Annotated in this window: 30 protein-coding genes; 11 read left to right on the top strand and 19 right to left on the bottom strand. The window is 30.1% G+C overall.

Features of this window, described 5'->3' with window-relative positions:
- Positions 1–278: 278 nt before the first annotated feature.
- On the top strand, positions 279–2,411 hold the full coding sequence (locus ABI549_RS07710) for a M3 family metallopeptidase (protein ID WP_348075882.1): 2,133 nt from the start codon (positions 279–281) through the stop codon (positions 2,409–2,411).
- An 84-nt stretch (positions 2,412–2,495) separates the two neighbouring features.
- On the opposite strand, the gene ABI549_RS07715 is transcribed toward ABI549_RS07710, so the two are convergent.
- Positions 2,496–2,954 (bottom strand): GNAT family N-acetyltransferase, encoded by a 459-nt coding sequence (locus ABI549_RS07715; protein ID WP_348075883.1) that lies wholly within the window; start codon positions 2,952–2,954, stop codon positions 2,496–2,498.
- A 123-nt stretch (positions 2,955–3,077) separates the two neighbouring features.
- Here ABI549_RS07715 and ABI549_RS07720 point away from each other — a divergent pair, with 123 nt between their 5' ends.
- A complete protein-coding gene (locus tag ABI549_RS07720) occupies positions 3,078–4,010 on the top strand; it encodes a peptidylprolyl isomerase (protein WP_348075884.1) in 933 nt (310 codons plus the stop codon).
- A gap of 80 nt (positions 4,011–4,090) precedes the next feature.
- Positions 4,091–4,378, top strand: a complete 288-nt coding sequence (locus ABI549_RS07725) for a cytochrome c (protein WP_348075885.1) — start codon at positions 4,091–4,093, stop codon at positions 4,376–4,378.
- A 75-nt stretch (positions 4,379–4,453) separates the two neighbouring features.
- Here ABI549_RS07725 and ABI549_RS07730 read toward each other — a convergent pair whose 3' ends face one another.
- The 3 genes from ABI549_RS07730 to ABI549_RS07740 all read right to left on the bottom strand — a co-directional run bounded on the left by ABI549_RS07730 (position 4,454) and on the right by ABI549_RS07740 (position 6,240).
- A complete protein-coding gene (locus ABI549_RS07730) occupies positions 4,454–5,182 on the bottom strand; it encodes a phosphodiester glycosidase family protein (protein ID WP_348075886.1) in 729 nt (242 codons plus the stop codon).
- A gap of 100 nt (positions 5,183–5,282) precedes the next feature.
- Positions 5,283–5,747 carry an Mpo1-like protein gene (locus ABI549_RS07735; protein ID WP_348075887.1) on the bottom strand — a complete coding sequence of 155 codons (465 nt, stop codon included), beginning with the start codon at positions 5,745–5,747 and terminating at the stop codon, positions 5,283–5,285.
- A gap of 40 nt (positions 5,748–5,787) precedes the next feature.
- Entirely contained in the window at positions 5,788–6,240 is a 453-nt protein-coding gene (locus tag ABI549_RS07740; RefSeq protein WP_348075888.1) for a 2-dehydro-3-deoxyphosphooctonate aldolase, read from the bottom strand.
- Positions 6,241–6,306: 66 nt separating this feature from the next.
- On the opposite strand from ABI549_RS07740, the gene ABI549_RS07745 reads away from it, so the two are divergent.
- Together ABI549_RS07745 and ABI549_RS07750 are read left to right on the top strand one after the other, a co-directional pair.
- Complete coding sequence (locus ABI549_RS07745; RefSeq protein WP_348075889.1) at positions 6,307–6,864, top strand: YeeE/YedE thiosulfate transporter family protein; 558 nt, start codon at positions 6,307–6,309, stop codon at positions 6,862–6,864.
- Between the two features lie 4 nt (positions 6,865–6,868).
- Positions 6,869–7,282, top strand: coding sequence for a DUF6691 family protein (locus ABI549_RS07750; protein ID WP_348075890.1), 414 nt, complete (start codon positions 6,869–6,871; stop codon positions 7,280–7,282).
- Here the strand turns inward: ABI549_RS07750 and ABI549_RS07755 are convergent.
- The 11 genes from ABI549_RS07755 to ABI549_RS07805 all read right to left on the bottom strand — a co-directional run bounded on the left by ABI549_RS07755 (position 7,271) and on the right by ABI549_RS07805 (position 16,263).
- Positions 7,271–7,945 carry a lysoplasmalogenase gene (locus tag ABI549_RS07755; protein WP_348075891.1) on the bottom strand — a complete coding sequence of 225 codons (675 nt, stop codon included), beginning with the start codon at positions 7,943–7,945 and terminating at the stop codon, positions 7,271–7,273. The two genes, ABI549_RS07750 and ABI549_RS07755, sit on opposite strands and share 12 nt — an antisense overlap.
- A gap of 2 nt (positions 7,946–7,947) precedes the next feature.
- Positions 7,948–9,219, bottom strand: coding sequence for a sterol desaturase family protein (locus ABI549_RS07760; protein ID WP_348075892.1), 1,272 nt, complete (start codon positions 9,217–9,219; stop codon positions 7,948–7,950).
- A 129-nt stretch (positions 9,220–9,348) separates the two neighbouring features.
- Positions 9,349–10,104, bottom strand: coding sequence for a hypothetical protein (locus tag ABI549_RS07765; protein WP_348075893.1), 756 nt, complete (start codon positions 10,102–10,104; stop codon positions 9,349–9,351).
- A complete protein-coding gene (locus ABI549_RS07770) occupies positions 10,101–10,811 on the bottom strand; it encodes a hypothetical protein (RefSeq protein WP_348075894.1) in 711 nt (236 codons plus the stop codon). The genes ABI549_RS07765 and ABI549_RS07770 overlap by 4 nt, the downstream gene beginning before the upstream one ends.
- A gap of 61 nt (positions 10,812–10,872) precedes the next feature.
- The gene (locus tag ABI549_RS07775; RefSeq protein WP_348075895.1) at positions 10,873–11,298 is read right to left on the bottom strand and encodes a PepSY-like domain-containing protein; all 426 of its coding nucleotides are present in this window, start codon (positions 11,296–11,298) and stop codon (positions 10,873–10,875) included.
- Between the two features lie 64 nt (positions 11,299–11,362).
- On the bottom strand, positions 11,363–11,704 hold the full coding sequence (locus ABI549_RS07780; RefSeq protein WP_348075896.1) for a hypothetical protein: 342 nt from the start codon (positions 11,702–11,704) through the stop codon (positions 11,363–11,365).
- A 90-nt stretch (positions 11,705–11,794) separates the two neighbouring features.
- Complete coding sequence (locus ABI549_RS07785; RefSeq protein ID WP_348075897.1) at positions 11,795–12,070, bottom strand: ATP-dependent Clp protease adaptor ClpS; 276 nt, start codon at positions 12,068–12,070, stop codon at positions 11,795–11,797.
- 48 nt (positions 12,071–12,118) lie between these two features.
- Positions 12,119–12,952: a 50S ribosomal protein L11 methyltransferase gene (gene prmA / locus ABI549_RS07790; RefSeq protein ID WP_348075898.1), complete on the bottom strand. Its 834-nt coding sequence runs from the start codon at positions 12,950–12,952 to the stop codon at positions 12,119–12,121.
- Between the two features lie 74 nt (positions 12,953–13,026).
- Complete coding sequence (locus ABI549_RS07795; protein WP_348075899.1) at positions 13,027–14,253, bottom strand: DUF1015 domain-containing protein; 1,227 nt, start codon at positions 14,251–14,253, stop codon at positions 13,027–13,029.
- A gap of 70 nt (positions 14,254–14,323) precedes the next feature.
- Positions 14,324–15,211 carry a 3-hydroxybutyryl-CoA dehydrogenase gene (locus ABI549_RS07800; RefSeq protein WP_348075900.1) on the bottom strand — a complete coding sequence of 296 codons (888 nt, stop codon included), beginning with the start codon at positions 15,209–15,211 and terminating at the stop codon, positions 14,324–14,326.
- Between the two features lie 86 nt (positions 15,212–15,297).
- A complete protein-coding gene (locus tag ABI549_RS07805) occupies positions 15,298–16,263 on the bottom strand; it encodes a Gfo/Idh/MocA family oxidoreductase (protein ID WP_348075901.1) in 966 nt (321 codons plus the stop codon).
- Between the two features lie 98 nt (positions 16,264–16,361).
- Here ABI549_RS07805 and ABI549_RS07810 point away from each other — a divergent pair, with 98 nt between their 5' ends.
- Positions 16,362–17,003, top strand: a complete 642-nt coding sequence (locus tag ABI549_RS07810; protein WP_348075902.1) for a protein-L-isoaspartate(D-aspartate) O-methyltransferase — start codon at positions 16,362–16,364, stop codon at positions 17,001–17,003.
- A 95-nt stretch (positions 17,004–17,098) separates the two neighbouring features.
- Entirely contained in the window at positions 17,099–17,746 is a 648-nt protein-coding gene (locus ABI549_RS07815; RefSeq protein ID WP_348075903.1) for a PAS domain-containing protein, read from the top strand.
- Positions 17,747–17,791: 45 nt separating this feature from the next.
- Here ABI549_RS07815 and smpB read toward each other — a convergent pair whose 3' ends face one another.
- Positions 17,792–18,247 (bottom strand): SsrA-binding protein SmpB, encoded by a 456-nt coding sequence (gene smpB, locus ABI549_RS07820; protein WP_348075904.1) that lies wholly within the window; start codon positions 18,245–18,247, stop codon positions 17,792–17,794.
- A gap of 148 nt (positions 18,248–18,395) precedes the next feature.
- Between smpB and ABI549_RS07825 the strand changes: the two genes are divergently transcribed.
- The 3 genes from ABI549_RS07825 (at position 18,396) to ABI549_RS07835 (ending at position 21,045) form a co-directional block, all read left to right on the top strand.
- The gene (locus ABI549_RS07825) at positions 18,396–19,010 is read left to right on the top strand and encodes a hypothetical protein (RefSeq protein WP_348075905.1); all 615 of its coding nucleotides are present in this window, start codon (positions 18,396–18,398) and stop codon (positions 19,008–19,010) included.
- A gap of 221 nt (positions 19,011–19,231) precedes the next feature.
- Positions 19,232–20,737, top strand: a complete 1,506-nt coding sequence (locus ABI549_RS07830) for a S8 family serine peptidase (protein ID WP_348075906.1) — start codon at positions 19,232–19,234, stop codon at positions 20,735–20,737.
- A gap of 83 nt (positions 20,738–20,820) precedes the next feature.
- On the top strand, positions 20,821–21,045 hold the full coding sequence (locus ABI549_RS07835) for a VF530 family protein (protein ID WP_348075907.1): 225 nt from the start codon (positions 20,821–20,823) through the stop codon (positions 21,043–21,045).
- On the opposite strand, the gene ABI549_RS07840 is transcribed toward ABI549_RS07835, so the two are convergent.
- The 3 genes from ABI549_RS07840 to ABI549_RS07850 are packed head-to-tail and all read right to left on the bottom strand — an operon-like array spanning position 21,042 to position 22,989.
- A complete protein-coding gene (locus ABI549_RS07840) occupies positions 21,042–21,593 on the bottom strand; it encodes a DUF3575 domain-containing protein (protein ID WP_348075908.1) in 552 nt (183 codons plus the stop codon). The genes ABI549_RS07835 and ABI549_RS07840 overlap by 4 nt on opposite strands.
- Positions 21,583–22,137, bottom strand: coding sequence for a GNAT family N-acetyltransferase (locus tag ABI549_RS07845; RefSeq protein ID WP_348075909.1), 555 nt, complete (start codon positions 22,135–22,137; stop codon positions 21,583–21,585). Before ABI549_RS07845 ends, ABI549_RS07840 begins: the two co-directional genes overlap by 11 nt.
- 3 nt (positions 22,138–22,140) lie before the next feature.
- Positions 22,141–22,989 (bottom strand): aldose 1-epimerase family protein, encoded by an 849-nt coding sequence (locus ABI549_RS07850; protein ID WP_348075910.1) that lies wholly within the window; start codon positions 22,987–22,989, stop codon positions 22,141–22,143.
- A 121-nt stretch (positions 22,990–23,110) separates the two neighbouring features.
- On the opposite strand from ABI549_RS07850, the gene ABI549_RS07855 reads away from it, so the two are divergent.
- On the top strand, positions 23,111–23,392 hold the full coding sequence (locus tag ABI549_RS07855; protein ID WP_348075911.1) for a hypothetical protein: 282 nt from the start codon (positions 23,111–23,113) through the stop codon (positions 23,390–23,392).
- The last annotated feature ends 15 nt before the right edge of the window (positions 23,393–23,407 follow it).

The raw sequence follows: 23,407 nt of genomic DNA on the forward strand, positions 1-23,407 counted from the left end.
AAAGCCACAATAAGCGCTTCATTAGTATGCTTGCACATTTGATCTACACTCATTTTTCCCCAAACAGCTTGGCTTTCTGGAGTTAGGTTATTTATTCGAGTAATTATGGTTGCGTTGCTAGCAGCATCAAATATTGAGTTCATATTTTGTTTTTTAATGAAAGCAAATATAAGTTGTATTATTTATTACATAATATAATTCTAAATTATTTATGAGCATCATTTTCTAATATGTCTTTTTTAGATTACTTTTATAACGATTAAAAAACAAATATCATTATGCAAATTTTTTCAAAAATAATTAAGGCAAGTACTATTTTTGTCTTGATTTTCTCACTACAAAATCAATCGCTTCAAGCACAAAAAAAATCTATTAAAATGACCAATCCACTTTTGCAAAAAAGTACGTTGCAGTACCAAGCACCGCCATTTAATCTGATTAAAGACGAACATTTTAAACCTGCTTTCGATTTTGGTTTAAAAATACACGACCAAGAAGTTGCAAAAATCGCAGGAAATCCTGCAAAACCTACTTTCCAAAATACAGTTTTGGCATTAGAGACTTGCGGTGTTGATTTAGGTAGGGCCACGGGTGTTTTTTATAATTTAACAGGTTCCAACACAAACCCAACATTGCAGGCTATTGAGGCAGAATATGCTCCTATTTTTTCTGCACATAGTGACAAGATTTATTTAAATAGTAAATTGTACAATCGTATTAAAGCTTTGAATTTAAGTCTTTTGAAAGGAGAAGATAAAAAACTTACTCAATATTATTTGCAACAATTCGAATTAGCAGGAGCTAATTTGTCTGATGCGGATAAAGACAAAATGAAGAAAATAAACGAAGAGTTAGCCACATTAGGAACACTTTTTACAAATAAATTATTAATTGCTCGAAAAAACGGAGCTGTTTTATTTGATAATTCTTCCGATTTAGATGGTTTGAGTGCTGATGATATTGCTGCGGCAAAAGGAAAAGCAACAGAAGCTGGTCATGACGGAAAATATCTAATAGGATTGCAAAATACAACGCAACAACCCTTATTGCAAAGTTTTAAGAATAGAGCGACAAGAGAAAAAATATTTAAAGCTTCTTGGTCTCGTGCTGAGAAAAATGATGACGGAGATACTCGTGAAGTATTAGAAAAAATGGCAAGATTACGTTTGCAAAAAGCAAATTTGATGGGTAAGAAAAGTTTTGCTGAATGGAGATTACAAGACCAAATGGCATTAATACCAGTAAACGCGATGGATTTATTAGCAAAAATTGCAACGCCAGCAGTAGAAAAAGCAAAAGTAGAAGCACAAGAAATTCAAAATTTAATTGATGAGCAAAAAGGCGGATTTAAACTAGAGCCTTGGGATTGGAATTTTTATTCTGAGCAAGTACGTAAAGCAAAATATGATTTAGATGAAAGTCAAATAAAACCTTATTTCGAATTGACTTCAGTTTTAGAAAAAGGAGTGTTTTTTGCAGCCAAACAAATGTATGGCATCACATTTAAGGAAAGACATGATTTACCAGTTTATCATCCAGATGTAAAAGTATATGAGGTTTTTGACAATGACGGAAAATCAATAGCTATTTATTATTTAGATTTTTATACCAGGGATAACAAAAATGGTGGAGCTTGGATGAATAATTTTGTGAGTCAGTCACATTATTTAAAACAAAAACCTGTCATTGTAAACGTTTATAATTTTGCAAAACCGATAAACGGAAATCCATCTCTAATTAGTTTTGATGATGTAACAACTATGTTTCATGAGTTCGGACACACTTTGCACGGATTGTTTGCTAATCAGCAATATGTTACACTTTCTGGAACAGCGGTACCAAGAGATTATGTAGAGTTCCCTTCACAAATTAATGAACATGCAGCATTAGATCCTGCTGTTTTAAAAAATTATGCCGTTCATTATCAAACCAAACAAGCTATTCCACAAGAATTAATTGATAAAATTAAAAAAGCAGAAACTTTTAATAAAGGATATGAAGTAACCGAATTATTGGCTGCAGCAACTTTAGATATGGCTTGGCATAGTGTTGAAAATGAGTCTGATTTTAAACCTACTTTGCAGTTTGAAAAAGAAGCTTTACAAAAATATGGTTTGCTAGTAAACGAAGTGCCAACAAGATATCACACACCTTATTTCGCTCATATTTGGGGCGGTGGTTATTCGGCAGGATATTATGCTTACACATGGTCTAAAACATTAGATTATAACGTTTATGATTGGATGCAAGCTCATGGAGGAATGACGAGAGCAAACGGCGATCGTTTCCGAAAATATATTTTATCTGTTGGAAATAGTGTCGATTTGAATCAAGCTTTCAAGGATATGATAGGACATGATATGCTAGTAGAACCTTATTTGCGAATTTCAGGTTTGTCTGATAAAAAATAATTTTATTGATATTTTAAAAATGGCATCTATTTTAGATGCCATTTTTTTACAATTTAATTCCTAACTAAGTGAATTTTATCTTCTTTACAAATACAATTCCATTTGAATGTCAGCGCGATGGTAATCGGTTTCATCCAAAGGAACTTTAACAAAATTGTATTTTCTATATAAATTTAAAGCCGTATCTAATTTGGTACTTGACATGAGCATAATCGTAGATGCCTTTTTCTCTTTGGCGAAAGCAATACAAGCATCCATTAATAAATTACTTAATTTTTGTCCCTGAAATTTCTTGTCAACTGCTAATTTGGCTAATTCATAAACAGTATCATTAATTTTTTGCAGGGCTACTGTTCCAGCCACTTCTCCATCAACCAAACAAAAGAAGATTTCACCACCTGGTTGCAAAATGACATCTTCAATATGGTCAAATACGTCAATATCGTGTTGTTCCACAAAGAAAAATTCCTCAAGCCAAGCTTTATTTAAGACAATAAAATGATTTTTAAATTTTGGATTGTAAGTGATTATTTCTACTTCCATTTGGTGAATTTTGGTAAACAAATTTAAAGAGATTTTAATTAATCATAAAAGGTTTCGATTGTTATTTTAATACATTGTAATTATAATTTGTAAATTTGCATTTTAAAAATAAAACTCATTATAATGGAAAACGGAATATATGCTAAATTTAATACTGCAAAAGGTTCGATTTTAGTAAAACTAACACACGATTTAACACCAGGAACGGTTGGAAACTTTGTTGCACTTGCAGAAGGAAACCTAGAAAATAAAGTAAAACCACAAGGAACACCTTATTATGACGGATTGACTTTTCACCGTGTTATTCCAGATTTTATGATACAAGGTGGTTGTCCACAAGGAACAGGAACTGGAGATGGTGGTTATAAATTTGATGATGAATTTCACCCAAGTTTAAAACACGATAGACCAGGCGTTTTGAGTATGGCAAATGCAGGACCTGGAACAAACGGGACACAGTTTTTTATTACACACGTACCTACAAGTTGGTTAGATGGTAAACATACTGTTTTTGGTCATGTTGTAGAAGGTCAGGAGGTTGTTGATGTTGTAGAAGGAAACGACATTCTAGAAACTTTAGAAATTGTTAGAGTTGGAGAAGAAGCTGAAAAATGGAATGCAGTAGAGGCTTTTAGAACTTTTGAAGGTTCTCGTGCAAAAAGAGAAGCTGCAGAACGTGAAGCTGCAGAAGCAAAAATGGAACAATTGGCTGCTGGTTTTGATAAAACAGAAAGCGGTTTGCGTTACAAAATGATTCAGAAAGGTTCTGGTAAAAAAGCAGAAAATGGTAAAACCGTTTCTGTACACTACGAAGGATCTTTAGAATCTGGAAAAGTTTTTGATTCTTCTTATCCTCGTAAAAAACCAATTGATTTTAAATTAGGTCAAGGGCAAGTAATTGAAGGTTGGGACGAAGGAATTGCTTTACTTCAAGTAGGAGACAAAGCACGCTTTGTGATTCCGTCGCATTTAGGGTACGGTTCTCGTGGTGCTGGTGGTGCTATTCCTCCAAACGCTACTTTAATTTTTGATGTAGAATTAATGGATGTGAAATAATATTTTCATTAAAATAAACTTAAATCCCAATATAAAACTGTTGGGATTTTTTTATATTTACAATTCTAAAAACTAAAACTATGAAAATAAAAATTATAGCAGTGGCAATTTTAGGAATATTTTTATATTCTTGTTCGCCAAAAGTTATCGCTCCTGTCTCCGAAGTAAAAAAAACAGAGCTTAGCCCAGAATTACTAGCAGGAAGAACACTCTACGAAAATAATTGTGCAAGATGCCATAAGTTATATTTACCTACAAAATTGTCAGAACAAGATTGGAAACCAGTTTTAGTTCGTATGCAAAAAAAAGCTAGACTTGAAGACGCACAAATGGTTGAAATTTCTAATTATATATATTCTCAGTTGTAATTAATTTTCTATAGATAATAATTTTTTAAAAAAAAGGCTGTCTGAAAAGTAATTTTTAGAGAGCTTTTTTCTTGATTATTTTGTAATTCCAATTAGTACTCCAAAATTACCATCGGTTTGTTCCCATTTTTTTTCTGGTAAATATGTTCTTGAAACAAAACCATCTAAATATAAGGCATTTTTACAGCCTGTTTTTTTAAAATATTCTGCAAACTCATAAAAGTTTATTTCTTTTTTTGACATTGCAAATATAATTTCACCGTTTGGTAAAATTCCAACTCCGTTTCTAATATTAAAATTAGTTGATTCTTTTTTAAAAGCGGAATGAATTTCTCCATTAATCACAAGCATTGGTCCTGATTGTGTAGCAAATTTTATATTTCCATTATTAACAAATTCGTTAGATTTACAAATAAAAGAACTTTTGTTTGTTGTAATATAAAAAATTCCATTAGGCTTTAAATAAAAATTACCATTTCCATTTGTTGTGTCAATTTTGACTTTTTCTATTTTATTTTCGATATACAATCCTTGAGGGGAATTGTCTTTCTTATACATTCCTCCATTTGTTGCGAATAGAAGTTCTTTATTTTTTGTTTTGAGCCACAATTTTAGATTTTGTGCATTTTTAAAGTTTTCATTGTTCTCATTTTTTAAATAGAATTCAATGTTTTGTTTTTTCGAATTTACACAATAACTAATAAACCTTTCATCATTAATTTCGAATTTTCTTGATTGATGAAAGAAACCAAAAGAAATAGTACTTATAACTAATAAGAACAGGAGAATTCTTTTTTTGATCATTTTTAAAATTAGTTTTTACAAATCATTAATATTGACTATTTGTAATGTGGACTATTAAGTTAATAGTTGAGTGTAGTGTTTTCTTGGTTTAATTAAAAATTTATTTTCTTGAAAATAAATTTTCTACAACCCAAGCAGGACCAATCATTAGAAACTGTAAATCTTTTATAAAGGAAGGTTTTTTGCCTTCAATACTATGTCCGTAAAACTGACCAATCCATGCTATAACAAAAACACCGATTGAAAAAAGCCATAATGGTAATATTTGACCGATGTAATAATTTAAAAACAAGCATATTACTGAAAAAATAGCGATTTTTATTGCCATAGTAAAGGATAGTCTAATATAGAAAATGAGTACAAAAAGTAAAACTACAGTAGCCCAATTTTCTATTACAGGAGTATTTAATTTTAAAGTATTCCCAATAAATTGACTAGGAATACTCATTAATAATCCAACAATAGAAAAGTAAATAGAAGGGACACATATGTAGTGTATTGTTTTGTTTTTTGGGTTTTGATGACTCACTGCATATTCTTCAAACCATTGTTCTAATGTCTTCATTTTTAATTTATTTATTGTTATAAATAATATTTTACAAATGCTATTTCCTAGCTGTTAAGCCTAAAGGAATTAGTAATTCTCCTTTTTCAAATTTGTTAATGTAAAGTAAAATAGGTTTGGTTTGTCCTTCCCAAGTTATTTCAAAAGTATCTATTGTTCCTGCTCCAGTATCGGTTTTTTTTGTTGGAAATGGGCAACATGCATCTTTTTTTATATATTTTATTTTTTCTCCTTTTGGTCCTGCCAAAGCATTTAGAAAACGAATTTGATTATTTAGCCCGTCTTGTACTGATGTAAAATTTACATTTATAGGATAATCTTCGTTATAACCATATTTTTTTGAAGTTGCATTTTTTGTAATTATAAAACTTCCAAAGGCTTCATTTAATTCTGGTACAATAACTGAATTGTCTATGTTTCTTATAGTCGATTTTGTACTAATGCAAGATGATATTATTAAAATAGCAAAACAACTAATAACAATTTTTTTCATTTTCTTAAATCTTTCTATTATTCTAACAAATATAGGAAGATTCTATTATTTTTGTAAAAAAAATTGATGGAATATATTACGCATACTTGGCATTGGTCAATTTCTGGTTTTTTAATAGGAATTGTAATGCTTCTGTTAATTTATTTTGGCAAACATTTCGGAATGTCATCTAATATTCGGTCTTTATGTTCTATGACTCGGGTGGGAAAATATGTTCCGTTTTTTGATTGGGATTGGAAATCGCAAAGATGGAATCTAATAGTGGTTCTTGGTGCTATGATCGGTGGTTTTGTAGCGGTTCATTTTTTGTCAGATGCTTCAAATGTGGCTATAAATCCTGAAACGATTGCTCAGTTATCTAAATTTGGTATCGAAGCACCAGATGGCAAACTCGCGCCCAAGAGTATGTTTGGGCTGGAGGTTTTTCAATCAACAAAAATGATTTTTATTTTATTAACAGGCGGAATTTTAATAGGATTTGGTTCTCGTTATGCTGGTGGTTGTACTTCTGGCCATGCAATTTCAGGACTTAGTAATTTACAATTACCATCGTTAAAAGCTGTAATTGGGTTTTTTATAGGCGGTTTGGCTATGGCACATTTTATTTTTCCACTTTTATTTTAAGACAATGAATTTACTTAAATATTTAGCAGTTGGTTTTCTTTTCGGGTTGGTTTTAACTAAATCTGAAGCGGTTTCTTGGTACAGAATATACGAAATGTTTATGTTTCAATCATTTCACATGTACGGAATTATTGGAGTTGCAATAACTACAGGCGTAATTGGAATTCAAATTATTAAAAGAAATAAGCTCAAAGATATTGATGGATTTACCATCGAAATTATTAATAAGGAAAAAGGCTCGTTTCGCTATTGGATTGGTGGCTTGATCTTCGGATTGGGTTGGGCATTAGTAGGTTCATGTCCGGGACCTATTTTTATACTAATTGGCGCAGGATTTATGAGCGTTGGGATTATATTAGTTGGAGCAATTCTAGGTACTTTCTTTTATGGTGTGATAAAAGAAAGATTACCTCATTAAATCTTTTTTATTTAGTCTTAAAATACCTGCTGTAATGCAATATTGTGCTACAATATAAGTAAACATAATAATAAAGTTGGCGCTTAAGATAGGGTTGTAAAACTTATTAATGGCAAGAAGACTATCTGAGGTTATAAAAAATAAAGCACCTATTAGAATTAATAAATTCATTGGTTTTTGCCAAGAAAAATAGCCTTTTGTAGCCATAACAAGCATCAACGAAATGGTAAAAGCATAAACTGAAACAGGAATTTTTAGATCTCCTAGTTTTGGAAACAATAGCGATAACATACAACCTAAATAAACTATAACAGCTAAGAATCCCAACCAAAAACGCCAATTTTTAATGTAATTATCTTCTGTTTTTTGTTTGATAAAAAGTACAATAAACAAAATATGAGCAATTAAAAAACAAACCAATCCTAGAATAAAATATAATTCTCCTTTGTCTGCAAACATTAATATTACATCACCAATCCAAGAAAAAATTAAGGCAAATAACAACCATTTTTTTGTGGCAAACAAATCAGATTTATAAGCTACTAAAATTAAAAAAGGTAATAAAAAAGGCTTAAAATACCAAGCAATATTGTCTTGACCAAAAATGATTAGTAATAAATAACAAGTACTTATTGCTAAAAAATAATTTAATAATCTACTCATTTTTAGTTGTTTAAAATTACTTTGTTTTCCAATTTAAAATCGACGGTAATAAAGTAAATATTTATCAATAATGAAAAAGATAAATAACCCAAAATCAAGTAATTTCCTAAAGATATTATCGAATTTAATCCAAACCAATCACCGTAATAACGAATAATCCCTATAGCAAAAGCAAAACGGAGAAATTCCCAAATAATCGAATATTTGTTTTTGTCCATCAACTCAGTATAACTATATATTGTAATAAAAATAAAAGTACCATAAACAGAAATGTTTTGAAGACCTATTTTTGCAATATTATCGAATAAATAACTTACGAAAAATAGAGTAATAAACATTTGTACAAGTGACCAACCAATTAACTTATTAGAGTTTTGGGTTCCATATTTATCAAAACTAAATACATTTTCTATTTTGTGAACGGGATATTTTTCTTCAAAATTTTCGGGACGCCAACCTGTTGGCATAAACCAAATTATAAATTTGTCTTTCCAATTTTCTGCATACCAAGCGTCTTTAATTAAAATCCATAAATGTTGGTAATTTATTTTAAAAGGGTTCCAAGTTTCCGCAGGGCGAGTAATACCAAAAACGGCTGGAACTTCTGGTAATTCTTCTTGAAAAGTACCAAATAATTTATCCCAAAAGATGAATATCTGAGAATGATTCTTATCCATATATTCAGGATTAATAGCATGATGAACTCTGTGATGAGAAGGTGTTACTAATATTTTTTCTATAAAACCTAATTTGTTTATGTATCTTGTATGATACCAAAATTGAAGAAAAAACTGAATAGGTAAAGTGATTGCAATCACTTGAGCAGGAACACCTAAAATGGCTGCAGGAATTAGTAAAAAGGCAAATAAATTCACAAAGCTGGATACAGTTTGTCTTAATGCGCAAGCTAAATTAAATTCTTCCGAACTGTGATGAATGGCGTGTTTGTTCCAAAAAAAGTTAATTTGATGTGCCCATCGATGTGTCCAATACCCATAAAAATCGATAACAAAAAAAGCAATAATATAACTGTATACATTAGCTTCTAAAGTAAAAATAGCCATTTTAGATACCAACCATTCATATGACAATATAGAAATGCTTAGTCCTAAAACATCTTTAACGGAATTTGCCATTCCAGAACTTATACTCGAAACACTATCCATTACGGGAACATAGTCTATGCCTTTGTAATAGCCATATAGTTTTTCTATTATGATTAATAATAAGAAAATAGGCATAGCAATAATTAGTATTTTTCCGTATTGTTCCATCTTAAATAGGATATTTTGTGTTAATTATTTTGGGTAAAAGTAAGTTTATTTATTGTTAGATGATTTAAGCTCATTAGGTTTCAAATATACAAAAAACAAGTTTTTTAATTCTAGAAAATAGAAAAATTATTAGTAATTTTCTAATTCTGTTTTTTTGATTTTCCCAACAATAATTACAATTATAAATACTACTACTAGAACCAAACTTGCTTTTATATTTCCCAGATTTAATCCTTCGGGTTTTGTGAGATAATCGCCCATTGTTGCACCAATAGGATGTGTTAGGATAATTGCTAACCAATAGCAAATTTCCCTCGAAATTTTTGTAAAAAAAGTAATTAAAATTACAATTCCCAATAACACTAATAATAGTAAGGTTCCTCCAGCAAAACCTAGCGGAGTGGCATGTGCTAATAAATCGCCTAACGCTGTTCCTAAAGTACTTGAAGTTAAAATGGCAATCCAATATAAAAATTCTGTTTTTGGATTTAGTCCTTCGTCTAAAGCACTTGATTTGGAAAAATTGTGCCAGATTTTGAATGTTATTCCCAACGCAATGAGTAGTAAAATAGTACCAAACAAATAACCTTTATTTTCAGAATAACCTAAGTTATCTCGAAATAAAGTTCTAGTAACATAATCCGAAAGTGTTGTTCCAGCAGTACTTGCTAAAGTTATAATTGTCCAATAAAGAAAAATGTGTTGAATTTTAGAAAATATTGTAAAACCCAAAGCGACAAAAAACAATAAAATTAAGGCAATTGTTCCTCCGTCATAACCTAAATTAAATGTTTGAGAAATTAAGTCTCCTGCTGTTTCTCCCATTGTGTTGGCACTAATTATTAATGCCCAGTAAAAAATGTTTATTTGTGGTATTTTTTTCATTTGATTTTTTTTACTTCATTTATATTATAAATAGCTAAAAATAAAATAATTAAAAACACACTTGTCCAAACATTACCAAAGTTTAGTCCTGCTGGTTTTGAAATATAATTACCAAATGTTGCTCCAATTGGGTGGATAATTATGATTGAGAACCAATAAAAAACTTCGTTAGAAATTTTTTTGAAATGGACCAAAATAATAAAGAATATTAGTAAAATAAACAATAAAATTGTTCCTCCAGCTGCACCTAGTGGAGTATCATTAGAAAGAAAATCGCCAGAGGTTGTACCAAATGTACTTGATGTTAAAATTGCAAACCAATACAAAAAGGTAACTTTTAAGGTTGTATTCGTATCATTATTTTTAGATAAAGATTTAATAGTAATAAGTATTATCAAAAATACTGAAATAACTAAAAGTGAACCCCAAATAGTTCCCAGTTTTAAATCGATACAAATTAAATCTGCAATGTTTGTTCCTCCAATATTGCCAAGAATTATGAGTAGCCAATAAAATAATTGATTCGATTTATTGTATATTATCGAATACAAAATAGTACTACAAAATATAATTATAAGCAATACAGAACCTATTTTGTAGCCTAATGATAAATCTCTTGAAATATAGTTTCCAACGATTTCTCCCGTTGTTGTTGCAATAATCATTAATACCCAATATATGAAATTTATTTTCGGTATGTTTTTCATATTTATATAAATTAATTTAATGAAATAAAGCCAAAACACATAGCGTTTTGGCTTGTTTTATTTATTCTTTAAATGATTTTCCATCGGCAGTATAAAAGTATTCTATGGTTTTAAGTCCTTTTCTTACTTCTATTTCATAATAGTTTTGGGTTTTATAATTTTCAATTTTAGAAGAAAGTTTAACTTTCGCCCCTTTGTGTTGCAAATTGAAAGAATTTTGTACCATTTCTGGAAGTTCACTAAAAGTGATAATACTTTCAGTTTCTAACCATTTTCCTTCGGTGGAGTAATTGACAGAATGTTTTTTTCCATCTAAAAGAAAGTTTGCTTCATATTCGGTAGCATTTTCCTTTTCCCAATTTACTTTCGTAGCGTTTGGAAATTTTAAATTAAAGGCTAAAACTGCAGCATTTTTAGTTTTAGTTTGTGCAAAAGAGGTTACATAACTAAATATCATAGTTAATGCAACAAAAAATATTTTTTTCATTTTTTTTGTGCTTAATAATTTTTAAATAATTTGATTTTCCTTGTAAAAAGGATTCTAAAGATACTTAAGCAGCTATTGGTGGACGAAAAATAGAATAGATATAATTATACGAATAATCAGAATTTTCGTAATTGAATGTTTTAATATGATTAATAACGAATGATTTATTATTTTTAAAATCAAAAGTTTTAATTTCTTGAAATATTTGACAAATAGTATGGTGAATGTTTAAATCGATATTTTTATGAGGTTTTTGTTGGTCGCCATTTTCATGTTTGTCAAAAACACTATCTATATTAAGTAAATGATCTGTTATAAAATCTATTGCAGTCATATCTTTATCTTCTGTTGCTTTGCAATGTTGGTACATTTTTTGAAGACCACCAATCATCGAAAAATCACTCATTGGTAAACAAATTGTACCAATTGAGTAATATAGAAAAAGTAATATATAAAATAGGTTTTGCATTATATTACTAAACAATAAAAATTAGATTTATATTATTTCAGCACTTAAACCCGCTTCTAATAACGAAGAGCATTGTGGTTTTAGCTCATCAAAAGTTCCAGTTTTAACCACACATTTGCCTTTGTAATGAACTAATAATGCACATTGTTCGGCTTGCAATTCTTCATGATTGCAAACTCTAATTAAAGTATCTATAACGTGATCGAAAGTATTTACATCGTCATTGAATAATACAATTTCGTTGTTAATTCCTACCGATTCTAGAACCTCAGTTTCAACTTGAGTTTTTTCTATTGTTGCCATTTTTTAGAGCTTTAAGACATTAGACTTTAAAACATTTAGATTTAAATGCTAATTTACATATTTTAATGATACCCAATTGTTTCGTTCGAATTTTTTAACATAGGTTAAACCCTTTTCAGTACAAGAAGCATCTATAAATGGAATGTCTTCTGTGTAAAAACCACTAAAAAGAATGGTTCCTTTTGTATTCAAACAATCAACATAAGCTTGCATATCGTTTAGCAAAATATTGCGATTAATGTTGGCAATAATCAAATCGTATTTTTTGTCTTTTAGTAATGCAGCATCACCTTCATAAACAGAGATATGTTTGCAATTGTTGCGTTCTGCATTTTCGATAGAATTCAGATAACACCAATTGTCAATATCTATGGCATCTATTGGTTGAGCGCCTTTCATTTCGGCAAGTATGGCAAGAATGGCTGTGCCACAACCCATATCTAAAGTTTTCATTCCAGTAACATCTATTTCTAATAAATGTTGAATCATCATGTGTGTTGTTTCGTGATGACCCGTGCCAAAACTCATTTTAGGTTCGATAACAATATCAAATTCGGCATTGGTTTTTGGGTGAAAAGGTGCACGAACGTGACAATTCCCGTCTACATCGATTGCTTCAAAGTTTTTTTCCCATTCTTCATTCCAATTTACTTGCTCTATTTCTTCGAAAGTATAGGATATTTTGAATTCTGGATTTTCTAAAATGTAAATATCATTTAGAATATCATCTGTCCAAAGTGTTTTTTGTACAAAAGCCGAAAAACCAGTTTCAGTTTCAATAAAACTTTCAAAAGCTTTTTCGCCTAATTCGGCAATAAGAATTTCCGAACCTAGTTCTTTTGGCTCGACCGAGAAATGATAACCTAAATATATGTTTGACATGATAATTTTTATTTTTGCAAATGTAAGAATCCTTTTAGAATTTTGCTTTTATTGTGAAATAAGTTGTATAAAATTTACAACTCATAAACCACCAAGCCACTTCTAAATTTTGGTTCGATGTAAGTACTCTTGGGTGGCATGATTAGATTATTGTCTGCTAAAGCTTTTATTTCAGAAATATCCGAAGGATACAACATAAATCCAACTTTAAATTCTCCTTCATCGATTAAATTTTTGATAATGGAAATTGATTGTTTTCCAGAAACATAATCGATGCGTTCGTCATTTCTCAAATCTTCTAAACCCAACAGTGGATGTAAAATAGTATCGTACAAAATTTGTGCGTCAAGATTTTCGATTCCGAAGTGCTGTGATTTGTGAATATTTTCTTGTTTGTAAAATAAAGCATAAAAATTCCCATCAAGATACATTCCGAATTCATACTTGTTTTGCGGTTTCCACAATTCTTGGTTTTTGTTTTCGATGTTGAAATGTTGAGTTATTTTCTCAATAAAATCATCTTTAGTAAAACCGTTCAAATCTCTAACAATCCTATTGAATTCGTATATTTTTACATTGCTTTCGGCAATAAGAAAACTCATGAAATACTTTAAATTTTCGTTTTTTGCATCCTTGTTTTCGTCTAATAATAATTCAGCAGCTGAGGAACGATGGTGTCCGTCGGCAATATAAAGGTTGGGTATTTTTTCGAAATGATTTTGTAACCAATCTATTTCGCTTTGTGTATCAATTTTCCAAAGCGTGTGTTTCTCCTTTGTTGTTGTAGCAAATTCGTAAAGTGGTTTGCTTTTTTTTCTCAAAGAAATATAAGTGTTTATTTCGACGCTATCTGGATAAGTTATTAAAACGGGTTCGGCATTAAAATCGGTATATTTCATGTAATCTTTTATCAGTTCTACTCGAAACTGTAAAGTATCTTCATGTTTTTTGATCACATTATTTTTGTAGTCTTCTACCGAAGTTCCTGCGATAATTCCCGAAAAAAGATTTGATTTTGTTTGAATTTCGTATAAATAAAAAACAGGTGTTTCTTCCTTAATTAATATTTGTTCGTCTTTAAAATCTTGGTATTTATGTGACACACTTTTGAAACGTTTGTCGATCGTAATTTTTTGAGCATTTGCAAATGCAGGATGTATTACATGCAAAAACGAATATGGATTATAACTTAACCAAGCAGCTAGTTCTGCCGAGTTATAATCGTCATAAGTTCTACAAGTTACTAATCCTACTTTGTCGGCAGAAGGTCGAACGGCTTTGAATGGAATTATTTTTGCCATTATTCAATTGATAATTGACAGTTGATAATTGATAATTAGTAACTATCAATTATCAATTATCCATTGTTAATTATGAGAATTGTTTTGAAACTTTTTCTGCTTTTTTGCTTTCGGCATAATCATAAAAACCTTCACCAGATTTTGCTCCTAATTTTCCAGCCATCACCATATTAACTAATAACGGGCAAGGTGCATATTTAGGGTTTTTGAAACCATCGTACATCACGTTTAGAATTGCTAAACAAACATCAAGACCAATAAAATCTGCTAATTGTAACGGTCCCATTGGGTGACCCATTCCTAGTTTCATCACCGTATCAATTTCTTGTACGCCAGCTACTTTGTTGTATAATGTTTCGATGGCTTCGTTTATCATTGGCATCAAAATTCTGTTGGCTACAAATCCTGGATAATCATTTACTTCGGTAGGTATTTTTCCTAGTTTTATTGATAAATCCATGATGGTTTTAGTCACTTCGTTGGTTGTACTATAACCGCGAATGATTTCGACTAATTTCATAATGGGCACAGGATTCATAAAATGCATTCCTATAACTCTTTCTGGATGCACTACTGAAGCTGCGATTTGTGTAATTGAAATAGAGGAAGTGTTGGTTGCTAAAATCGTATTGTGATCGCAAACTTCGCTTAATTGTTTGAAGATATTTAGTTTTAAAGTTAAATTCTCAGTAGCGGCTTCGACAACTAAATCGCAACCAGTTACACCATCTTTTATATCTGTATAAGTGATGATATTTCCAATGGTTTTGTGTTTGTCTTCTTCAGTAATTGTTCCTTTAGTAACCATTCTGTCAAGGTTTGCTGCAATAGTTGCAATACCTTTTTCGAGCGATTTTTCCGAAATATCTATTAGTTTTACTGTAAATCCTGATTGTGCAAAAGTATGTGCAATTCCGTTGCCCATAGTTCCTGCTCCAATTACTGCTATGTTTTTCATTTTTTGTTTGTTTAAAGTTTAAAGTTTAAAGTTTCAGGTTTAAAGTTATCATGACAACTTTAAACTTTAAACAATTGTATTATTATTTAATTTTTCATCGATTCTATTATCTGATAAGCCACACGCAAAGCATCAGTTGCTTGCTCTAATGTAACCACAGGGGTTGTATTATTATTGATAGCATCTGCAAAAGATTCTAATTCGTCTAAAATGGCATTATTAGGTTCTACCGATGGATTTTCGTAATAAATTTGTTTTTTTACGCCTTCGGCATTTTGCAAAATCATATCGAAATCGCCTGGAGTTTCAGGAGCATCTTTCATTTTTACTACTTCGCAAACTTTATCTAGAAAATCGACTGAGATGTAAGCATCTTTCTGAAAAAATCTTGATTTTCTCATATTTTTCATCGAGATTCTACTCGCAGTAATATTAGCAACACAACCACTTTCGAACTCAATTCTTGCATTGGCAATATCTGGGGAATCACTAATTACCGAAACGCCACTGGCTGAAATATTTTTCACTTTCGAGTTTACAACGCTCAAAATAGCATCGATATCGTGAATCATCAAATCTAAAACCACAGGAACATCGGTTCCACGAGGATTAAATTCTGCTAAACGATGCGTTTCGATAAACATTGGATTTTTTATTTGGTCTTTAACCGCTTTAAATGCTGGGTTAAATCTTTCGACGTGACCAACTTGTCCTTTTATATTATATTCTTTGGCTAAAGCTATAATTTCTTCGGCTTCTTCGACAGTAGTTGAAATGGGTTTTTCTATAAAAACATGTTTGCCAGACTTTATAGATACTTTAGCACATTTGTAATGAGAAAGTGTGGGTGTTACAATATCAATCACATCGACAGCGTGAATTAATTTTGCAATAGTATCAAATTGCTTGTAGCCAAATTCCGTTGCTATTTTTGCACCATTTTCTTGATTTTCGTCATAAAAACCTACTAATTCGTATTTTTCAGATTGTTGTAACAATCGTAAATGTATTTTTCCGAGATGACCAGCACCTAAAACGCCAACTTTCAGCATAAAAATGTATTTTGAACAAAAATAGGAATTAATTGATAATTGGTTATTGATAATTGATAATTTGTTTTCTAAATTTACAAAAAATAATACCCCAAAAATTGAAAGATACGCCAAAACATCAAGGACTTCGTAATCAGTTAGTAACCGTTTTGAAACAAAAAGGAATAACTAGTAAAAGTGTATTGGAAGCTATTAGCAAAATTCCGAGACATCTTTTTTTGAACTCCAGTTTTGAAGACTATGCTTACCAAGATAAAGCTTTCCCAATAGGAGCAGGTCAAACCATTTCGCAACCTTATACAGTAGCTTTTCAAACAGAATTATTAGAAGTTAAAAAAGGAGATAAAGTATTAGAAATAGGAACAGGTTCGGGTTATCAGACAGCTGTTTTGTGTACAGTTGGAGCAGTTGTATATAGTATAGAACGCCAGAATGAATTGTTTAAAAAAACATCTTTATTGTTGCCTAAATTAGGAATTAGAGCCAAACATTTGTCTTTTGGCGATGGTTATAAAGGTTTACCCAATTATGCTCCGTTTGATAGTATTATAGTAACTGCGGGAGCACCAGAAATTCCAAAAGCATTAATGTCACAACTAAAAATAGGAGGAAAGCTCGTAATTCCTGTTGGAGAAAATGTTCAGATTATGACACTTATTATTAGAATAGACGAAACTCAATTCGAAAAGCACGAGTTCGGAGATTTTAAATTCGTGCCGTTGTTGGAGGATAAAAACTAAATTATTACTTTCTCATGATTTTTATCATTTTTTACAAATAAAACTATAATTATTTTTGGCATATAATTTTTAGTATTACAGTTAAAAATAAAAATATGAGCGAAGAAGTTAACATTTTTGGGAGCAAAAAACCAACACCAATTGACAAAGAAGTTTCATGGGATAAAACCCAAACTATTATGAGTAAAACAGATCTTTATGGAACCATAGAGTATGCTAATGAAGCTTTTGTAGATGTTTGCGGTTATGAAGATTATGAATTAATGGCGCAACCACATAATATTATTAGACATCCCGACATGCCTAAAGTTATTTTTAAAGTATTGTGGGATAATATTAAACAAGGTAATAAATTTCACGGGATTGTAAAAAACTTAGCAAAATCTGGACGTTATTATTGGGTAATTACAGATTTTGAATATTTAAGAGATGCGGATGGAAATATTATTAATTATATTGCCAGAAGAAAATCAGTTCCGCAGGAAATTATTTCAAATCATATTGAACCACTATATAAAAGATTATTTCAAATAGAGCAAGCAAGCGGTATAGATGCTAGCGAGAAATATTTGATAGGATTTCTTGAAGATAAAGGATTAAACTATGTTGATCTTGTAACAAAATTAATGATTGATCACGAGAAATCACAACAACCCACTTTTCAAGAAGTTAAGCAAAATATTGAACAAGAAGAGGAAGAAGAGGAAAGAAGGGGATTCTTTGGTAGATTCTTCGGAAATTAAATGACCTATTTTTTCACAAAAAGCCGATAATATTGTTGTCGGCTTTTATTTAAATTCTTTCTTAATTCTATCTATATCTCTCTTTGTGTCTTGTTCTTTTAGAGATTCTCGTTTATCATAAGTTTTTTTACCTCTACACAAACCAATGTCTAGCTTTGCCAATCCTTTCTCGTTAGTATGTAATTTGAGAGGAACAATAGTTAATCCTTTTGCTTGTACATTTTTAAACAACGTTTTTAATTCTCTCTTTTTTAGTAATAGCTTGCGTTCGCTTCTGGATTTATGATTAAATTGATTTCCAAAAGTATATTCTTCAATATAAGTGTTTATTGCAAAAAGTTCGTTATTACTAAATTCACAAAAACTATCTGTAATGTTAGCTTTACCTAAACGAATCGATTTTATTTCGGTTCCAGCCAAAACAATTCCAGCAGTATAGGTCTCTAAAATTTCGTAATCGAATTTAGCTCTTTTATTAAGTATGTTGACTGTTTTTAACATGATATTGCAAAGGTAACAACAAAAAATGAATACTAACAAAATTTTACTTTTTTTAGTTCTCAAATACTTTTTAACCTATGATTTTTATCAGTTTTTCCGATATTTTGTATGTGTACTTTTGAGGTATAAATTTTAAATAACATTAAAAATGAAAAAGATTTTATTGATTGCAGGTTTTGCATTATTTGGTTTTTCAGCAAATGCACAAGAAGAAGGAACAAGTAAAGGTTTGCAAGGTACTTTTTGGGTTGCTGGGCAAGTTTCTTTCGATTCTTCTAAAACAGGAACCTCTAAAACAGATTCTAATATGATTTTACCTATTGTAGGTTATTTTATTGCTCCTTCAACAACAATTGGTATTGGAGTTGGTAGCATAAGTTCTAAAGATGTAAATGTTTTAGGTGTAACAACTGCTCAAAGTAGCACATTTGTTGTTAAACCATTAGTTAGAAAATATTGGAATATAACAGGAGGATTATTTTTCTATGGTCAAGTTGCCGCTCCAATTACGTTTGGTAAAGAAAAAATCGCAGATAGTAAAACATCATCTTTTGCTTTAGAAGTAGCACCCGGATTTGATTATATTATAAATAAATGGATGACTGTAGAGACTTCATTTGCAATTTTAAATGTTGGATCTTCAACATCTACTCCAAAAGTAGGAGACAAAACTACAAATTTTGGATTCAATGCAAACCCAATGAATTCTGTTGCCGATAGACAATTAGGAAATTTACAAGTTGGAGTTAAGTTTTTGTTTTAGATTGTAAATTTAAATTTATAAAAAGGTCTTTGTTCATTTATGAATGAAGACCTTTTTATTTTATTAATTGGTTAGAAGTTAAACAAAAACTAATTTAACTTGTAATCAATTAAAATTTAGTATTTTGTAATTTGTCGATGTATTTTGTAAGTTATCGGTTTTGTTGTTAAAAACATCAAAACATTATTATATTCGTAATATAACCAAAAAAAACCAACAAAATGACAAAAAAAATCTTATGTTTCCTGGTTCTGGCTTCAATTGCATTTTCATCGTGTACAAAAGAAGATTCTACAGATGATTCAATCATAATTGACGCTTTGCAAAAAGACCCTTTATCTCCTCAACAAATTAATGCAAAAATAGATGAATCTTTTAGTGTCAAAGGTTCTTTTAACTGGAAAGAAGCTTCAAATCATTTATTGTGGAGCGCTATGGTTCAAGGTCAAAATATAGCAACAATTGGTTTTGGAAACTCATCATCGGATTTTGATAGAAGTAAATCATCTAATAATCAAAAAACACAAAATGATTTACTTGCAATTATTATGAAATATGAAGGGAAAGAGTTAGATAAAATATTAATTTCTTCAGATCCTTACTTAAATCTAGTAGACGTAATTATTGAAAAGCAAGAAACAGTAATAGCTTTAAGAAACAGTAATTATTTAAGATATTTAGAACCTTCTGGATATAAGTATTTTGAGGTTAAAAATCAGTACTCGAAAAGCACATTGTCTTCTTCAGGATGTGGGTTAGAATCGTCAACTTTAAGTTCTTCGGATTATACTACAATAGCACCTAATGCACTGGCACCTTGGACATTTTATAAACACAATATCCCAAGTGCTTGGAGTTATAGCACTGGAGCAGGAGTAACTATTGGAGTAGTAGATACAGGAGCTTCGATGGTGAATTCACTTTTAAATTCAAGTTTTAATGATGGTTATTCTTCAGGCAGAACTGTTCAAAAATATGGTGTTTATGTAGATTCTATTTGGCCATGGAGTACAACAACCGATGGAGCAAATGACAAATGTGGTCATGGTACAAGTATGTCATCTGTTGCAGCAGCTCCACGAAATGATAATGGTCAGCCAGTTGGTGTGGCTTATAACTCTAATCTTATTACTTATAGAGCCGCATCTAATGTTGTTCTTGACGGTTATCATGAACAAAATGGGGTTAAAAATGCTTTTACAGCCCTAGCAAATAATGCTAATGTGAAAATAATTTCGATGTCTATGGGACATATTTTCTCTGTAGGGAAAATTGAAGACGGAATAAAATATGCTTATAGTAAAGGTAAATTAATTTTTTGTGCTGGAGGTACTTCAACAAGTTTTACAACATTTGTAGGTGTTATTTTTCCAGCTTGGATGTCGGAAACTGTTGCAGTAACGGGTATTAAAGAGGCTTCTACTTATCAAGCATGCGATGTTTGTCATACAGGAGGTAAAATAGATTTTACAATAATGATGCAAAGATCGGGTACAGGAAACACAGTACCTGTAAATAGTTATAATGAGGGTCTAGGGGATTATGTAGGAGGGTCATCTGTAGCAACAGCAACAGCAGCAGGAATAGGTGCTTTAGTTTGGTCTAAGCATCCAACATGGACAAGCAATCAGGTTTTAACAAAAATGCGCGAATCTTCTCATTTGTATCCTAATAAAGATCCAGAATTTGGATATGGTATGATAGATGCATCATTAGCAGTTCAGTAATATTGTAAAATAAATTAAGATGTAAACCATCAGAGGAAACTTTGATGGTTTTTTATTGATATTTTTAATACTACTTTTGTTTTATGGAAACTAATAAATCTAAAGATCCTCTTCACGGAATTACACTTCAAAATATGATAGAAAAATTAGTTAACTATTATGGTTTTGATACACTTGGAGAATTAATAAATATAAAATGTTTTAGAGAAAATCCTTCAATAAAATCGAGTTTGACTTTTTTAAGAAAAACAGATTGGGCAAGAAAAAAAGTGGAAGAATTATATGTTAAAACACTTTCTAAGTTTTAATTAATTAAATAACAAATCATAATTCCACCACGATAAGGTAAAAATTCACCACTTTTATTAAATTTTTTAGCTCCATCTAATCTTTCATCAGTCACTAAATCATAGCCTTTATAAAAGGCTTGTTGGCTTCCACCTCCAATAAAAATATCAAAAAGAAATTTTTTATTAATCTTTTTTTCATAACCTATTGTTGCTCCAACAAAATAATTAAATCCTGTTTGATAGTAATTGGTATTTGAATAATTCCATTTTTGTAGCTTAAAAAGGCTTCCCCCAACATGAGTTCCAATATAAAAACCATCATAATTTTGTTTAAAATGGTATCTTATTTCTGGCGTAACAATTACAAACTGAAGCGGGGCATTATTTACAGATTTCCAAAAAGAAGCTAGAGCATCCACTTGAAAAGTAAGATTTTTAGAAACGGGTGTTTCAATCCCAATATTTGGAATAAGAACAAGTGCACTCAATCCATTTATCTTCGTATAAGTCTGTCCTTGCAGTATTGTTGAAAATAATAAAAAAAGAAGATAAAATTTATTTAGCATTATTTAAAATGGAATATATTACCGTATCTAAAAACTTACCATCATAAAATTCATTTTGTAAAATATGAGCTTCTTTTACAAAATTATTTTTCTCTAAAACTCTTGCAGATGCTGTGTTTTCTGGATCTATAATTGCTTCTAGCGAGTGCATTTTCATTTCATTAAAGCCATATTTTATCATAAGCTCTATTGCTTCAGTAACAACTCCTTTTCCATGATATTCAGGTAATAACATATACCCAATTTCAGATCTAAAATGTTCCCATCGTATCCTGTAATGACCTATAATTCCTATCATTTTAGAATTATCTTTTAGTGTAATTGCCCAATTTATTCCTTCGTTCGACTCAATTTTGTCCTGAATCATTTTTATATGACTCATTGCTTCCTCAATTGATGTGACTAATGGTCTTGGAATATATTTCATAGTCTCTGAATTACTTCTCAACTCAAAAATTTCGTTTACATCATCGGATGTTATTTGTCTTAATAGCAATCTATCAGATTTTAAATTCTGAAAAGGAAGAAATGAAAATGTACTCATTTTTTATAAAATTTCAATTGAAAAATAAGTGCTAAATGTACTATTTATATCTAATATTTGAATTCCTTTTTTATCAAATAAATTTCCATTTGAATTTTTATCATCAGCATAACCAAACCATGGCTCTATGCATAAGAAAGGGGCATCTTTTTTTGTCCAAATTCCGAGACTTGGAAAATTTCCAAAATCAATTTTTAAATAAGGAATATCATTTTTAATAATAGTCAAATATTTTGATTTAATTTCTTTAAAAACCAAAGCGTCTTTTTCGAATAATGAATAGGTGAGGGGTAAAATTTTATTTTTTAAATTGATGATTTTCATTTTTCCAGAAAATTGTTCGTTTTCTAATTCGTGAGCCGTTAATATATTATCATTGTCAAATTGCAAAGCATAATTATCCAAACTAGAATCTATTGCAAATGCAGGATGAGCTCCTAAAGAAAAAGGCATTTCTTGTTTCGAATTATTCTTTACTAAATAAGAGATAATCAATTTGTTTTCGACTAAAGTATAACAGATTTGTAATTCGAATAAAAACGGATATTGTGCTAAAGTTTCCTTATTGTCACATAACGAAAAGGTTACTGACGAATCAGTTTTATTAATTATATCAAAATTATAATTTCTTGCAAAACCATGTCTTGGTAATGAATATTGGATATTATTTATCTTATAAAAATCGTTTTTTAATTTCCCAACAATAGGAAACAATACAGGAGATGTTTTGTTCCAGAATTCTTCATTTACTGTCCAAATGTAATTTTTATCGTTTTTGTTTAAAACTATCAATTCCGCCCCAATAGAATTAATAATTGCATTTATAATTGTATTTGAAATTGATACTTTCATTAGTTATTCTGGTTTTAAATCAAATACAGTAAATATATTTTATTTTATTATGAGTTGATGAATAAATTTTACTATTTTTATAAAAGCCTAAAATCATCATTAATAAATTAACAATATAGCCATGGATACAAACTTTGAAATTATAGAAAAAGAATTAATAAATCAACTTAATTTCCCGGTATCTGATGTTTTAGATGACAAAGAAGAAATTAATAAAAGAAACTCAGATTTAGATAGAGCTTTATCGTTGGGAAATTTAGAACATTCTAAAATTAAAATTTATTTTGAAGATGATCTATCTAAAAAAGTTGTAGAAACTACTATTTGGGGTGTAACTGACAAAAGAGTGATACTAAAAAAAGGCATTGTAATTCCTATAAATCGAATTTATAAATCTATTTAACATATAAACAGGTAT

This window comes from Flavobacterium sp. (genome assembly GCF_039932285.1).
Classification (GTDB): domain Bacteria; phylum Bacteroidota; class Bacteroidia; order Flavobacteriales; family Flavobacteriaceae; genus Flavobacterium.